12 protein-coding genes are annotated in these 14221 nt (G+C 72.4%); 3 read left to right on the top strand and 9 right to left on the bottom strand.

What is annotated here, in order from left to right; all coding sequences use genetic code 11:
* The first annotated feature begins 192 nt into the window (after window positions 1-192).
* Both AB0I06_RS04075 and AB0I06_RS04070 read left to right on the top strand, forming a co-directional pair.
* Window positions 193-1407, top strand: a complete 1215-nt coding sequence (locus AB0I06_RS04075) for a ThiF family adenylyltransferase (protein ID WP_363117168.1) — start codon at window positions 193-195, stop codon at window positions 1405-1407.
* On the top strand, window positions 1400-2770 hold the full coding sequence (locus AB0I06_RS04070) for an AarF/ABC1/UbiB kinase family protein (RefSeq protein ID WP_363117167.1): 1371 nt from the start codon (window positions 1400-1402) through the stop codon (window positions 2768-2770). The genes AB0I06_RS04075 and AB0I06_RS04070 overlap by 8 nt, the downstream gene beginning before the upstream one ends.
* Window positions 2771-2785: 15 nt before the next feature.
* On the opposite strand, the gene AB0I06_RS04065 is transcribed toward AB0I06_RS04070, so the two are convergent.
* From AB0I06_RS04065 to AB0I06_RS04045, 5 genes are all read right to left on the bottom strand, one after another.
* Window positions 2786-3004: a hypothetical protein gene (locus AB0I06_RS04065; protein WP_363117166.1), complete on the bottom strand. Its 219-nt coding sequence runs from the start codon at window positions 3002-3004 to the stop codon at window positions 2786-2788.
* Window positions 3005-3296: 292 nt separating this feature from the next.
* Complete coding sequence (locus AB0I06_RS04060; protein WP_363117165.1) at window positions 3297-3620, bottom strand: hypothetical protein; 324 nt, start codon at window positions 3618-3620, stop codon at window positions 3297-3299.
* Window positions 3617-3985 carry a WhiB family transcriptional regulator gene (locus AB0I06_RS04055; protein WP_033313877.1) on the bottom strand — a complete coding sequence of 123 codons (369 nt, stop codon included), beginning with the start codon at window positions 3983-3985 and terminating at the stop codon, window positions 3617-3619. The genes AB0I06_RS04060 and AB0I06_RS04055 overlap by 4 nt, the downstream gene beginning before the upstream one ends.
* Window positions 3986-4157: 172 nt before the next feature.
* Complete coding sequence (locus AB0I06_RS04050; RefSeq protein WP_234850634.1) at window positions 4158-4484, bottom strand: hypothetical protein; 327 nt, start codon at window positions 4482-4484, stop codon at window positions 4158-4160.
* A 164-nt stretch (window positions 4485-4648) separates the two neighbouring features.
* Window positions 4649-6931, bottom strand: coding sequence for an ATP-dependent DNA helicase UvrD2 (locus tag AB0I06_RS04045; protein ID WP_363117163.1), 2283 nt, complete (start codon window positions 6929-6931; stop codon window positions 4649-4651).
* 96 nt (window positions 6932-7027) lie between these two features.
* Between AB0I06_RS04045 and AB0I06_RS04040 the strand changes: the two genes are divergently transcribed.
* Window positions 7028-7270: a mycoredoxin gene (locus AB0I06_RS04040; protein WP_003992805.1), complete on the top strand. Its 243-nt coding sequence runs from the start codon at window positions 7028-7030 to the stop codon at window positions 7268-7270.
* A 41-nt stretch (window positions 7271-7311) separates the two neighbouring features.
* On the opposite strand, the gene AB0I06_RS04035 is transcribed toward AB0I06_RS04040, so the two are convergent.
* From AB0I06_RS04035 to AB0I06_RS04020, 4 genes are all read right to left on the bottom strand, one after another.
* Window positions 7312-7944 (bottom strand): class I SAM-dependent methyltransferase, encoded by a 633-nt coding sequence (locus tag AB0I06_RS04035; protein WP_363117162.1) that lies wholly within the window; start codon window positions 7942-7944, stop codon window positions 7312-7314.
* A gap of 14 nt (window positions 7945-7958) precedes the next feature.
* Window positions 7959-8915, bottom strand: coding sequence for an NAD(+) diphosphatase (gene nudC, locus AB0I06_RS04030; RefSeq protein WP_363117161.1), 957 nt, complete (start codon window positions 8913-8915; stop codon window positions 7959-7961).
* Window positions 8916-9058: 143 nt separating this feature from the next.
* Window positions 9059-10462, bottom strand: coding sequence for a dipeptidase (locus tag AB0I06_RS04025; RefSeq protein ID WP_363117160.1), 1404 nt, complete (start codon window positions 10460-10462; stop codon window positions 9059-9061).
* Between the two features lie 10 nt (window positions 10463-10472).
* A complete protein-coding gene (locus AB0I06_RS04020) occupies window positions 10473-14186 on the bottom strand; it encodes an ATP-dependent DNA helicase (protein ID WP_363117159.1) in 3714 nt (1237 codons plus the stop codon).
* Between the last annotated feature and the right edge of the window lie 35 nt (window positions 14187-14221).

The following is a 14221-nucleotide window of genomic DNA, read 5'->3' as shown; positions in this document are numbered from 1 at the left end:
GACGGCGGGGTTGGGCATGCTGGATCCCGTCGGCGAAGCGACGGCTCAGTCGGCCCCGGGACCAGGGGGCTGTCTGCGCTCGGGTTCGGCCTGTCCAGGGGCCGTGCCCACGACCGGCCTCGGCATGATCTGCCCGGGCCGCGACTCGCCTGGCCGGCAAACGGGGACGATCCGAGAAAAACGGGGGCGGTCATGCATCCGATGGTGAAGCCGGCGCTCAGGCGCGGCTGGCGCGACCTCAAGACCGTGCAGTTCGGGATGACACCGGCGCACGCGATGACGCTCGGCCCGATGGACCAGGCGACGGGCAGCTTCCTCGACCTGCTGAACGGCACGCGGGGGCTGGAGCTGCTGCGCGAGGAGGGACGCCGCATGGACCTGCCCGACGGTCATGTCGACGGGCTGGTGAGCGGGCTCGAGCGAGCCGGACTTCTGGACGACGCCCGGGGCGGCGGCCCGGGCGCCGACGCCCTGCGCAAGAAGAAGGAGGTCCTCGACCGGCTGCGCCCGGACCTGGCCTCCCTCTCCCTGACCACCTCGGCCCCGGGCGACGCGATCGGTCGGCTGGCCGCCCGGCGATCACAGCGTGTGCAGGTACGCGGCGCCGGCCGGGTGGGGGCCGTGCTGGCCTCGCTCCTGGCGGGAGCCGGCGTGGGCGAGGTGGACGTGCTCGACGGTGGCCGAGTGGAGCCGTGGGACGTGGCACCGGGCGGGCACCCGGCGGAAGCCGTCGGCGACCGCAGGGACGAATCGGCCCGCCGAGCCGCGCGCCGGGCGGCCCCGGACCGGCCACCACGCCGCACGGCGGTCCAGACGTCCCCCGAGCCGGGCGAGCCGGGGTTCTCGCTGGTCGTCCTCGCACCGCGCGACGATGTCGCCGTGCACGCGCCCGACCCGGCCACGGCCGAGCCGCTGATGGCCTCCGGAACACCCCACTTGTACGCCGGTGTGGTGGAAGGCACCGGCATGGTCGGCCCGCTCGTCCTTCCCGGGGAGACGAGCTGCGCGGGATGTCTGCACGAAGGCCGTGTCCAGCGGGACCCGGTCTGGCCGCGGCTGGTCGCCCAGTGGCGCTCCGGCAGGCAGCGCCAGGTACGACCCTGCGACCTCACGCTGGCCACGACCGTGGCCGGGCTGGCGGCGGCCCACGCGCTCGCCTTCCTCGACGGCCGGGTCCCCTCCAGCGCCGGGGCGCGCTGGGAGGTCTCCGTCCCTGGTCTGCACTGGCATGCGCGGCCGATCTGGGCCCATCCGGCATGCCCGTGCGCGGCGGCGAAGAAGGGAAATGGGGAGCACCTCTCGGAGGATGGGGGGTCACACGAGACAATGGCGGTGCGACGGCCGTCGGAGCAGTGCCGTGAGGCAGGGGCGGAACGGCCGGCTGGGACTTGGAGGGCGCATGTCTGATCTTCCCCGGAAGGCGGTTACCCGGACCGCCAAGCTCGCCGCGCTCCCGCTCGGCATCGCCGGGCGGGCGACCTGGGGATTCGGCAAGCGAATCGTCGGTGAATCCGCCGAGCTCGTCGGCCGCGAACTCCAACAGCGCACAGCCGACCAGCTGTTCAAGGTGCTCGGCGAGCTCAAGGGCGGCGCGATGAAGTTCGGGCAGGCCCTGTCCGTCTTCGAGTCCGCGCTGCCCGAGGAGGTGGCCGGCCCCTACCGGGCCGCGCTGACCAAGCTCCAGGAGGCGGCGCCGCCGATGCCGACCCGCACCGTGCACGCGGTGCTCACTGAGCGGCTGGGCGAGGGCTGGCACGAGCTGTTCCTGGAGTTCGAGGACAAGCCCGCCGCGGCGGCCTCGATCGGCCAGGTCCACCGAGGGGTGTGGCACGACGGCCGCGAGGTGGCGGTCAAGGTGCAGTACCCGGGCGCCGGCGAGGCCCTGCTGTCGGATCTGAACCAGCTGAGCCGTTTCTCACGCCTGCTCGGTCCGCTGATTCCCGGCATGGACATCAAGCCGCTGATCACGGAGCTGAAGGACCGTGTCTCGGAGGAACTGGACTACGGCCTGGAGGCTCAGGCCCAGCGGGCCCACGCGGAGGAGTTCACGGACGACCCGGACGTGGTCGTGCCGCAGGTGGTGCACCAGTCCGACCAGGTCCTGGTCACCGAGTGGATGGACGGCATCCCGCTGTCGGAGGTCATCTCGGACGGCACCCAGGAGCAGCGCGACCGTGCCGGCCAGCTCCTGGCCCGCTTCCTGTTCTCCGGCCCCGCCCGCACGGGCCTGCTGCACGCCGACCCCCACCCGGGCAACTTCCGGCTTCTGCCCGGCGGACCCGAGGGTGAGGACGACTGGCGGCTCGGCGTCCTGGACTTCGGCACGGTCGACCGGCTTCCGGGCGGCCTGCCCGCCACCATCGGCGAGTCCCTGCGGATGACCCTCGACGGGGAGGCCGAGGCGGTCTACGAGCTGCTGTGCGCCGAGGGATTCGTCAAGGAGACCATAGAGCTGGACCCGGACGCCGTCATGGACTACCTGCTGCCCATCATCGAGCCGGCCCAGGTCGATGAGTTCACCTTCACCCGGGGCTGGATGCGCAGCCAGGCGGCCCGGGTCGCCGACCCACGCTCCCCCGCTTACCAGCTCGGAAAGCAGCTCAACCTGCCCCCGTCCTACCTGCTGATCCACCGGGTGACGTTGAGCACCATCGGTGTGCTGTGTCAGCTGGGAGCCACGGTGCGGCTGCGCGAAGAGCTGGAGGAGTGGCTGCCGGGGTTCGTACCGGAGGACCTGGCGGATGACGAGGAGGCAGTGGCGGAAGGGTGAGCTCCCGCCCGGGCCTCACCACCAGTCCGACTCCAGGCGCCCTTCGATTGACCTGAGGTGTTCCCGGGAGCAGGCCTCGCAGTAGAGACGGCGGGCCCCGCCCTCAATGGAGTAGGTCCAGGTCAGGGGCGGATCTTCGGTCGGGACATCGGCCGTCGTACCGCAACGGGCGCAGACGAAGCGCCGCGGCTCGGCGGCGGATCCGTCGTCGCCGACTCCTGGAGGACTCGTCATCCACCGACGATATCCCCGCACCGGGCGGCTCGCCGGGCACAGCGCCGTGGGGCTTCGCCGGTGCGCCACCCGCGCCGGGAGAGCGCAAAAGCCCTCACTGGGAAGCCGCTATGCCCTTGCCGATATGGCGCACAACACCTCGGCCAAGTGGGCGCGGCTGCCCCGGCACGGACACCGCGCGCCGTCCCGCCCCCTACAACGCCCGGCGGGGGCCGACCCGTTGGCACGGTCCGGCCCCCGCGTGGGACATGCGGCCTCCCGGTCGGGAGGCGCCCGCTTCAGGTGCGGTGGATCACTGCATGACTGCCAGGGCGAGCGCCCGGCGGGCGCGCAGTGAGGCGCGCTCCGCCCTGCGCTGCATCCGGCGGGCGGCCACCAGGCGCACTGCCTGTCGGTCTCGCTCCGCCTCTTGCAGTCGGTCGCGCATATGCGCACGAGCCATGGCTTCTGGAATGAGTTGCATCTCTCGGGTCCTGTTCTGACGCGAGTCCTTCGCGCCGCTGATGGTGAAGTCTTGGGTAGCGGAGCCGGCGGGCTCGTAAGTGGACGGCTTCATCGGGGCCTGCTTCTGGGGGTCGTGCGTGAGGGGACGGTCGATTGTTCCTGCGGTGTTCATGCGGTGACCGGGTTCTTGCGCGGGCGGCCACGCGGCCGCTTCCGGGCGACGACGACACCCTGGACGAACAGCTCGCCACCCCAGACGCCCCAGGGCTCACGCCGCTCCTTGGCGCCGGCGAGGCAGGCCTCGACCAGCGGGCAGGTACGGCAGAGGGACTTGGCGTACTCGACGTCCGCGGGCGACTCGGCGAAGAAGACCTCCGGGTCGTAGGAACGGCACGGGACGGGTACGCCGAGGTTCTCGATGGCGTCGTCGAGCGCGGTGAGCGCGGTGAGCGGGGTCAAGGCGGGGTCCTCCGTGGAGCCGGGCTTGGGGATCGTGTCGGAAGGCGGTACGGACGGGGCGTGCGCTTCGAGTTGCACGGGTCGTCTTCCTCGTCTGGTCGTTCCGGCCGGTTGGCCGGGGGTGGTGGTACCGGGTTCTTTGCTTGTCCCGAGGCTCCTTCGGTCCGTCATCCCTGTTCAGGGACAAACAGAAGGGCCGCGGATCCCGGATGGGGTTCCGCGGCCCTGAAGGCGCCGGCCTGATCGACGATCAGGCTGGATCACTCCAGGGTTCTGGCCCACGGAAGGCCCACATCTGGTGGTGCTGCGTCGTCTGCTTCCGGAATCCGGCACCGGTCGCCGTAAAGGCATAGGCCTGCGCCTGTGCCGTTACTGCCGCTTCCAGTGCCTTGGTCGGTCGCTCATTGCGCTCACGAACGGGAAGACCCGCGGGAGCGACGGAGGAGGACGCCGGACGGACGGCACGAATGCCGGACAGACCGGTGCCCAGGTTCGAAACGCCGAGCATGCACGCGGAGACGGCCGAGCGATCGGTCATTTTCACGATGCTGACGGAGCTGGTGTTGATGCTGATCACTGGACTCGCCTCCTCTCGGCGTCTCGGGGGACTGGACGAACCAGTCCTACGGATATGCAAGTACATCACGGGATCAGGGCCTCGGAGAAGGCCGCTGTTCTCGTGCCTAAGAACCTATGGGGATTGCTGGGGCATGCGCAAACTATTTTTTCGACGAGTTCGTGTCAGTCGTCCTCTGTGGTCTGCGCGCCCGACTGGCCTGCGCAGATGGCCAGTACGTCGGCCCCGTAGCGGGTGAGCTTGCGCATGCCGACGCCCGGGATGCGGGCGAGTGCGCGCTCGTCGTCGGGAGCGGTCTCGGCGATCGCCATCAGGGTCCTGTCCGTGAACACGCAGAACGCGGGCTGACCACTGCTGGCGGCCTGGCCGGCACGCCATTCGCGCAGTCGCTCGTACAGGCCCTCGTTCATGTCGGAGGGGCAGTCGTCGCACCGCATCAGCTTCATTTCGCCCGGGTCGGTGAGCGTGCGGCCGCATACCCGGCAGCGGGCGGGGACACGCTGGGTCCGTCTCGGGGCGGACCCCCTGGTTCCGGGGATTCCGCGCTCGATTCCGCCCGCTCCGCCGGCGGCGGTCCGGCCCACGGTGGCCGTCGAGCCGGGGCGCAGCCCGTCGAGGAAGCGGCTGGGGCGGCGGCTGGGGCGGCCGCCCGGTGAGCGGGAGAGCGCCCAGGAGACATGGAGGTGTTCCCGCGCGCGGGTGACCCCGACATAGAGGAGACGGCGTTCCTCCTCGATCTGCTCGTCGCTCTTGGCGTAGGTGATCGGCATCATGCCCTCGGCGACGCCGACCAGGAAGACGACATCCCATTCCAGGCCCTTGGCCGAGTGCAGGGAGGCGAGGGTGACGCCCTGCACGGTGGGGGCGTGCTGGGCGTTGGCCCGTTCGTCGAGTTCGGCGACGAGGTCGGCCAGGGTGGCGCCCGGCTTGGCGGCGGCGAAGTCCTGGGCGAGGTTCACGAGGGCGGCCAGGGATTCCCAGCGCTCCCGGACGGCGCCGGAGCCCGCCGGTGGCTGCGACGTCCAGCCCTCGCCCGACAACACGGCGCGCACCTGGGAGGGCAGGTCGACGACGTCGTCGAGGAGGGCGTCGTTGCCGCCGAAGCGGGCCGCGCCGCGCAGTGCGATGCCCGCCTTGCGCACCTCGGGGCGGTCGAAGAACCGTTCGGCACCGCGCAGCTGATAAGGCACTCCGGCGTCGGCCAGGGCCTGCTCGTAGGTCTCGGACTGCGCGTTCGTGCGGAAGAGGATGGCGATCTCGGAGGCGGGGACCCCGGAGTCGACGAGCTCGCGGATCCGGCGGGCCGCGCCCTCCGCCTCGGCCGGCTCGTCCGTGTACTCGGCGTAGACCGGCTCGGGACCGGGCGCGCGCTGGGAGACGAGCTCGAGGCGGTGGTCGGCGGCCCGTCCCCGGGCCTGGGCGAGCAGTCCGTTGGCGAGGTGGACGACCTGGGGGGTGGAGCGGTAGTCGCGGACCAGTTTGACGACGGTGGCACCGGGGTGGCGGGTGCGGAAGTCGAGCAGGTGGTCCGGGGTCGCGCCGGTGAACGAGTAGATCGTCTGGCTGGCGTCCCCGACCACGCACAGGCTGTCCCGCTCGCCCAGCCACAGTTCGAGCAGGCGCTGCTGGAGGGGGCTGACGTCCTGGTACTCGTCGACCACGAAGTGCTGGTACTGGGCGCGGATCTGCTCGGCGATGTCGTGCCGGTCCTGGAGGACGGCCACGGTCAGCAACAGCACGTCCTCGAAGTCGATGACGGACCGCTCGCGCTTGACGTCCTCGTAGGCGGCGTAGAGCTGGGCGATCTCGGCCGGGTCGCGGGGGGACACGCGGCCGGCCTTGGCGGCGGCGGGTGCGTAGTCGGCGGGGACGGTCTGGGTGACCTTGGACCATTCGATCTCCGCGGTGACGTCCCGCAGCTCGCCGCGGTCGAGCCGGATGCGGCAGGCGGCCGCCGCGTCGGCGACGAGCTGGATCTTGCGGTCGACGAGCCGGGGCATGGAGCCACCGATCGCTTTCGGCCAGAAGTACTGGAGCTGGCGCAGGGCGGCGGAGTGGAACGTACGCGCCTGGACCCCGGCGGCGCCGAGCTGGCGCAGCCGGCCCCGCATCTCTCCCGCTGCGCGGTTGGTGAAGGTGACGGCGAGGACGCTGGAGGGGTGCAGGATGCCGGCGCGCACTCCGTAGGCGATGCGGTGGGTGATCGCCCGCGTCTTGCCCGTGCCCGCGCCCGCCAGGACGCACACCGGACCGTGCAGGGCCGTGGCCACCTCGCGCTGCTCGGGGTCGAGCCCCTCGAGCACCGCGTCGGCGGAGTCCGGTACCTGCGGGAACAGGGTGGAGTGCGTTGCTGCTGTCACACAGCCATGCTGCCAGGTCGCGAGAGACGGCCGCGCCGGTTGTCCACAGGCACGCACCGATAGTCGTATCAATGCGGCAGGCGTCATGTCCGGCCGCGCCCGGGGCACGGGAATGCTGGACCTTTCACATACGTTCCCTCACTGCGACCACCCGCCCCGAGCCAACGAAGGAGCACGAGACACATGCTGGGCACTGTGACGATGTACAGCACCACGTGGTGCGGCTACTGCCGCCGGCTGAAGAGCCAGATGGACCGCGAGGGCATCGCGTACACCGAGATCAACATCGAGCAGGACCCGGAGTCCGCCGCGTTCGTGGAGAAGGCGAATGGCGGAAACCAGACGGTGCCCACCGTCCTGTTCCCGGACGGCTCGACGCTCACGAACCCCTCGCTTGCGCAGGTGAAGCAGAAGATCGGCGCCTAGTCGCCGTGTGGCGGTGCGGGGAAGGCGGCTTCTGAGGCGACTCAGGGGCCGCTTTCTCGTGGACGGTCCCACAGGACGACGTAGCGCCACAGCAGCGTGCGGCGAACGTCGCAGCCGGGCAGGAGGCGGCGCAGCGCCCGCCGGATCTGCGACCAGGACATGTGCACGTCTTCCATCGGCATGCCGACCGGACCGCGCTTGCCGCCGTGGCGGCGGGCGTGCAGCACGCTCGCGGGTACGCCGCAGGCGCTGATGAGCCAGTCAGGCACCGTCCGGTTGGCGGCCATGCCGACGATCACCAGACGGCCGCCGGGCGCGGTGAGCCGCGCGAGACGGGTGACGGCCTGCTCGAACGGGGCGTGGTGGACCACGGCCACCGCGCTCACGAAGTCGTACGCGCCCTCGGCCAGGGTCGCGTCCAGGAGGTAGTCCGCCTCCCGGTACCGCACATTGGCGGGCACGTGCGCGTGCTCGCGGGCGAGCCTGATCATCTCCGGGGACCGGTCCACCCCCGTGACGGAGGCCGCCCGGGCCGCGAGCTTGCGGGTGAGCAGGCCGTCGCCGCAGCCCACGTCGAGGGCCGCGGCGCAGCCGCCCGGCACGGCGGCGAGGACGGCCGGGTGGTGATGGACGTTGTGATTCCAGTAGGGGTCGGCCGAGTGCGGACCAGCCATGCCGGCGGCTCCTGTCAGGCGGCGCTCCGGGTCGGGAGGGGCTTGCCGTACCAGAGTTCGATCAGGCGGGCGGCGATCGAGATGCCGTAGGGCGGGAGCACCTCTCCGGACTCGAAGGCGGCGCCCAGCTCGTCGCGGGAGAACCAGCGTGCCTCGTGGATCTCGTCCCCGTCGACTTCGATCTCGGTCGAGGTGGCACGGGCCATGAAGCCCAGCATGAGGCTGGAGGGGAAGGGCCACGGCTGGCTGGCGACGTACTCGACCTGGCCGACGCTGATCCCTACCTCCTCGTGGACCTCGCGGCGCACCGACTCCTCGATGGATTCGCCGGGCTCGACGAAACCCGCGAGCGTGGAGAAGCGGCCCTCGGGCCAGTGCACCTGGCGGCCGAGCAGGATCCGGTCGTCCTCGTCGCTCACGGCCATGATCACCGCCGGGTCGGTGCGCGGGTAGTGCTCCGCGCCACAGGCCGGGCAGCGGCGGATGTGCCCGGCGGCGGCGATGACGGTGCGCTCGCCGCAGCGCGAGCAGAAGCGGTGGGTGCGCTGCCAGTTCTCCAGACCCACGGCGTGCACCATCAGACCCACGTCGCGGGCCGACAGCAGCGCGCCCGCCTCACGCAGACCCGCCGGGCGCGCGGACTGGTCCATGCGCCCGGGCAGGGAGTCCTTCTGGAGGGCGAAGTAGCTGACGCCGTCCTCGTCGATGCCGAGGAAGTAGCGGTGCGCCTCGGTCAGGGGTGCCTCGAAAGAGGGGGTCATGACGAGTTCGGTGCGCCCGTCCGCCGTCTCGTCGATGAGGACCTGTCCGCCGGAGACCACGAAGCAGCGGGTGGTGGGGTGGCTCCACGCCGCCGCGAGCCAGGCTTCGTCGAGCCGGTGGTGGGCGGCCCGGTCGATGCCGCTCGGGGCGGTGAGCGAGATGGGGCGGTCGGCGTTGTGGTCGGTCCAGGTGGTCACGGGTGCTTCCAACTCCCCGGTGGGACGGTCGGGTTCGGCAGGCGGTTCGGCGGGACGTACGGCAGGAGGGGACCGGGGCCTCGGGCTCGGGCGGTGCGGGGCGGCGCTTCCAGTGTGCCCCCGCGCGCGTGCCCGGTCCGGACGGCTCGGGTCACTCAGGGCGCATGGCGCCAGTTCTCGGCGAGGTCACCCCACAGGTACGCGGTGGTCTCGACGCCTTTGAGGAGCAGGTCGAGTTCGACCTTCTCGTTCGGGGCGTGCCAGCCGTCCGAGGGGACGGAGATGCCCAGGAACAGCACCGGGGCGTCGAGGACGTCCTGGAGGTCCGCCGCCGGGCCCGAGCCGCCCTCGCGCGTGAAGCGGACCGGCTTCTCGAAGGCGCGGCCCATGGCGCGGGTGACCGACCGGAGGGCCGGGTGGTCCAGCGGCGTCAGGCACGGGCGCGTGGCCCCGCTGAACGTGATGTCGCAGCGGATCCCGGGCGGCACCTGCTGCGCGGCCCAGGCACGGACGGCCTTCTCCACATGGCCGGGGTCCTGCCCCGCCACCAGGCGGAAGGACAGCTTCACCAGGGCGGAGGAGGGGATGATCGTCTTGCTTCCGGGGCCCTGGTAGCCGCCGCCGATGCCGTTGACCTCCGCGGTGGGGCGGGCCCAGATCCGCTCCAGGGTGGTGTAGCCGGCCTCTCCCCCGGTGGCGTGCGACTTGGCGGTGCGCAGCCACTGCTGCTCGTCGAAGGGCAGTTCGGCGAGGAGTTCGCGCTCGCGGTCGGTGAGTTCGACCACGCCGTCGTAGAAGCCGGGGATCGCCACGCGCGCGTGCTCGTCGTGCAGGGCGGCGACCAGCCGGGCGACGGCCGTCGCCGGGTTGGGCACCGCGCCGCCGAAGGACCCGGAGTGGATGTCCTGGTCGGGGCCGTACAGGCGTATCTCGCACTCGGCGAGGCCGCGCATGCCGGTGCAGACCGTGGGGGTGTCCTCGGACCACATGCCGGTGTCGGAGACGATCACGGCGTCGGCGGCGAGCCGCTCGGCGTGCTGTTCGACCAGGGCGCGGAAGTGCGGCGAGCCGGACTCCTCCTCGCCCTCGATCAGCAGCTTGAGGTGCACGGCCGGGGTGGTGCGCCCGGTGGCGGCGAGGTGGGCGCGGACTCCGAGGGTGTGGAAGAAGACCTGGCCCTTGTCGTCGGCCGCCCCGCGCGCGTAGAGGCGGTCGCCGCGCACGACCGGCTCGAAGGGCTCGCTGTCCCAGCCGTCCTCCCGGGCGGCGGGCTGCACGTCATGGTGGCCGTAGACCAGCACCGTGGGCGCCTGCGGGTCGTCGCAGGGCCACTCGGCGAAGACGGCGGGCGCGCCCGGGGTGGGCCAGACCTCGGCCGTCGGGAAGCCGGTCTCCGTCAGCTTGGCGGCGAGCCAGTCGGCGCTGCGTCGTACGTCGGGCGCGTGGTCCGGCTGGGCGGACACCGACGGGATGCGCAGCCACTCGGCGAGGTCGTCGAGGAAGGCGGCGCGGTGCTGCTGGATGTACGTACGGACGACGCTGTCCGGGGTCTGGCTCATGGTCACGAGCCTATCGGCCCGCACCGACGTCCTCCGAGTGCGGTTGCTCACCGAGCTCCCCTCCCGCCGGCTCGTCCAGGAGCAGTCGCTCCAGGGCGGCCCGGCCGGGGAGATCGCGCGGGCGGGCGACCTCGCCGGTACGCACGTACAGGAAGGTGGCCGTGACCGACTCCGGGGAGACGCCCTGCTGCTCGGCCCAGGCGAGACGGTAGACGGCGAGCTGGAGCGGGTCGGCGGTGCGGGAGCGGCTGGTCTTCCAGTCGACGATCTCGTACGTCGCGTGCTTCCCCTCGCCCTGCCTGTAGACGGCGTCGATGCGGCCCCGGACGATCCGGCCGGCGATCGCGAGCTGGAAGGGGGCCTCCACCCGGTAGGGCGTGCGGCGTGCGTACTCGGTGCGTTCGAAGGCCTCCTTGAGCGCTTCGAGGTCCCGCTCGTCGGCGATCTCGGCGTCACTGCCGGGCAGTTCCCCGGGCTCCAGCATGGGCAGCGTGAGCGCCTCGAAGCGGGACTCGACCCAGGCGTGGAAGCGGGTGCCGCGCCGGGCCGCGGGCTGGGGCGGCCGGGGCATGGGGCGGGCCAGTTCCTGGGCGAAGCCGTCCGGGTCGGCGGCCAGGCGCAGCAGCTGCGTCGCCGAGAGCGACACCGGCAGAGGGACGTCGGTGACGCTGTCCCGGGCGCGCAGCAGCTCGCCGGTGAGGGCGTCGAGATCACGGTCCCAGGAGGCGATGGTGCGGGCCTCCTCCGGGGTGAGCCGCGAGTGGTCGCGGCCTCCGCGGCCGGGGGCCTCGGGTGCACCGGGGTGCGCGCGGACCGGCGGGGGCTCCGCCGGGGCCGCCTGGTGGGGGACGGTGGGGTGGCTCTCCTTCCGGGCGTCCGCTCCCGCAGGGGCTTCTCGGCAGGCGTCGTCGACGGGGTTCTCCACGACGGCCTCGGCCACGACCGGGTCCTCGCCGGAGGGGTGCTCGCCGGAGGGGTGCTCGCCGAACCGGTCCGTGTCGATCCGGTCCGTGTCGATCCGGTCCGTGTCGATCCGGTCCGTGTCGAACGGGTCCGCGTCGAAGGGATCCATGTCGAAGGGATCCGTCTCGAACGGGTCCGGTTCGTCGTACGGAGGCCCTTCATAAGGAGGCTCGTCGTCCTCGGGGGGCGGCGGCCACTCCGGGTCGTCGACGCGGCCGTCCGGGGCGTGCACGGCCGTGGGGTGTCCGTGCTCCTGGGAGGCGAGGTCCTCCAGGTGGGCCAGGACGGTCTCGGCGGCCGCACGGCGCCGGGCGAGGGCCGTCGCGTCCAGGGGCAGGGGCCACACCTGGTCGGCCGTCGCCTGGTGCAGGGCCGGGTTCTCCTCGTCCTCGGCGGGTTCGTCCGCCCAGGCCTCGATCTCTCCGTACCCGGCCCGGCAGTGCTCGTAGAGGGCCTGGAGGAACGCGGACGGTCCCCGGCGCTTCTTCTGGGTCGGCCCCCACCAGTGCCCGGAGCCCAGGAGGAGGGAACGGGGGCGAGTGAAGGTGACGTAGCCGAGGCGGAGTTCCTCGGTGTGCTGGTGGTCCTTCATGGCCTCGTGGAAGGCCTTCAGCCCCCTGGCGTCCCAGGACGTCACGTCCGGCAGGGTGTCGGCGTCACCGCGCAGTCCGTGCGGCAGGACCTTGCCCTGGGAGGTCCACTTCTCGCGGCCCTTGCTGCTCGGGAAGGTGCCGGTGACCAGGCCGGGGACGACCACGACGTCCCACTCCAGGCCCTTGGACTTGTGGGCCGTGAGCACCTTGACGGTGTTCTCGCCACCGGGCAGGGCGTTGTCGAGCCCCTTCTCGTACTGGGCGGCGGTGCGCAGGAAGGCGAGGAAGGCCAGCAGGGACGCCTCGTTGTCGCCGGCGGCGAAGGACGAGGCGACGTCCAGGAAGTTGGACAGGGTCTCGCGGCGGCGGGCGGCCAGGGCGTGCGGGGACGCCGACAGCTCCACCTCCAGGCCCGTGACGGCGAGGACACGGTGCAGGACGTCCATCAGCGGGTCGGACAGGGAGCGGCGCAGCTCGCGCAGTTCGGTGGCCAGCCGGGCGAAGCGCACCCGCGCGTCGGGCGAGAACGGCAGGCCGTCGTCGTCCCCGCGGCCGTCCAGCGGTGTTTCGAGGAACGTGTCGAGGGCGTCCGCGAGGGAGATCACCTCGGACGGGTCGACCCCCTCGACGGCCTCGGCGAGGCGGCGGTCCCGGTCGTCGTCGTCCGCCACGCGCGCGTGGGCCACGAGGAGCCGGGCGCGCCGCCCCAGCAGGGCGAGGTCGCGCGGGCCGATGCGCCAGCGCGGGCCGGTCAGCAGGCGTACGAGGGAGGCGTTGGCGCCGGGGTCCTGGAGGACCTCGCAGACGGCGACGAGGTCGGCGATCTCCGGCAGGTGCAGCAGCCCGGACAGGCCGACGACCTCGACGGGGACGTCCCGGGCGACCAGGGCGCCCTGGATCTCGGCGAAGTCGGTCGCCGTGCGGCACAGGACGGCGATCTCGCCGGGTGCCGTCCCGGTCCGGACGAGGTGGGCGATCGAGTCGGCGGCCCAGTCGATCTCCTCGGCGTGGGTGCGCAGCAGGGCGCAGCGGACCATGCCGTCGCGTTCGGCGCCGGGGGCCGGGCGGAGGGCCTCCACGCCCGCGTGGAGGGCGCGCAGGGGCTCCGCGAGGCCGTTGGCGAGGTCGAGGAGGCGGCCGCCGCTGCGGCGGTTCTCGCTGAGGGCCTGGCGGGTGGCGGGGCGGCCGTCGGCGTGGGCGAAGTGCTCGGGGAAGTCGTCGAGGTTGGCGACCGAGGCGCCGCGCCAGCCGTAGATCGCCTGGCAGGGGTCGCCGACCGCGGTGACGGGGTGGCCGGTGCCCTCGCCGAACAGACCTGCCAGGAGGACGCGTTGGGCGACCGACGTGTCCTGGTACTCGTCGAGCAGGACGACCCGGAACTCGTCGCGCAGGGCGCCGCCCACCTCGGGGACACCGGCGAGGCGGGCCGACAGGGCGATCTGGTCGCCGAAGTCGAGCAGGTCCCGCTCGCGCTTGGCGGTCCGGTAGCGGGTGACCAGCTCGGCGAGTTCACGCCGGGCGGCGGCCGCTTCGGGGACCTTGCGCAGATCGGCGTTGCTGAGCTTGCCGCCCCGAAGGGTCAGCAGCAGCTCGGCGTCGTACGCGCGCAGGGCCTCCGGGCGTACGAGGTGCTCGGCGAGCTCGGAGTCGAGGGCGAGGAGGTCACCGACCAGGTCCGGGAAGGAGCGGGTCAGGGCCGGGTAGGGCCCCGGGGCCTCGCGCAGGACACGCGCGGCGAGCTGGAAACGGGTGGCGTCGGCGAGCAGCCGGGAGGTGGGCTCGAGACCGATGCGCAGGCCGTGGTCGGTCAGCAGGCGGCCCGCGAAGGCGTGGTACGTGGAGATCACCGGCTCGCCGGGCGGGTTGTCCGGGTCGATGACGTCCGGGTCCGTGACGCCGGCCTTGACCAGGGCCTTGCGGACGCGCTCGGCGAGTTCGGCGGCGGCCTTGTTGGTGAAGGTGAGGCCGAGCACCTGCTCGGGGGCGACCTGGCCGGTGCCGACCAGCCACACCACGCGCGCAGCCATCACCGTCGTCTTGCCCGAGCCGGCTCCGGCCACGATCACCTGCGGGGCGGGCGGCGCGGTGATGCAGGCCGTCTGCTCCGGGGTGAAGGGGATGCCGAGGAGCTCCTTGAGCTGCTCGGGATCGGTGATACGGGCGGGCACATCGAAAGGCTAGCGGCGCCCACTGACAGCGGTGA

It is taken from the genome of Streptomyces sp. NPDC050674 (assembly GCF_040654575.1).
Taxonomy (GTDB): domain Bacteria; phylum Actinomycetota; class Actinomycetes; order Streptomycetales; family Streptomycetaceae; genus Streptomyces.
Note: the sequence above shows the minus strand (reverse complement) of the source record. Positions and strands in the feature narration are given on the sequence as shown.

Excerpts from the sequence above, each read along its gene's own strand:
- AB0I06_RS04075 (WP_363117168.1), top strand. The coding sequence starts at position 193 with ATGCATCCGATGGTGAAGCCGGCGCTCAGGCGCGGCTGGCGCGACCTC.
- AB0I06_RS04070 (WP_363117167.1), top strand. The coding sequence starts at position 1,400 with ATGTCTGATCTTCCCCGGAAGGCGGTTACCCGGACCGCCAAGCTCGCC.
- AB0I06_RS04065 (WP_363117166.1), bottom strand. The coding sequence starts at position 3,004 with ATGACGAGTCCTCCAGGAGTCGGCGACGACGGATCCGCCGCCGAGCCG.
- AB0I06_RS04060 (WP_363117165.1), bottom strand. The coding sequence starts at position 3,620 with ATGAACACCGCAGGAACAATCGACCGTCCCCTCACGCACGACCCCCAG.
- AB0I06_RS04045 (WP_363117163.1), bottom strand. The coding sequence starts at position 6,931 with ATGACGCCTGCCGCATTGATACGACTATCGGTGCGTGCCTGTGGACAA.
- AB0I06_RS04040 (WP_003992805.1), top strand. The coding sequence starts at position 7,028 with ATGCTGGGCACTGTGACGATGTACAGCACCACGTGGTGCGGCTACTGC.
- AB0I06_RS04035 (WP_363117162.1), bottom strand. The coding sequence starts at position 7,944 with ATGGCTGGTCCGCACTCGGCCGACCCCTACTGGAATCACAACGTCCAT.
- AB0I06_RS04025 (WP_363117160.1), bottom strand. The coding sequence starts at position 10,462 with ATGAGCCAGACCCCGGACAGCGTCGTCCGTACGTACATCCAGCAGCAC.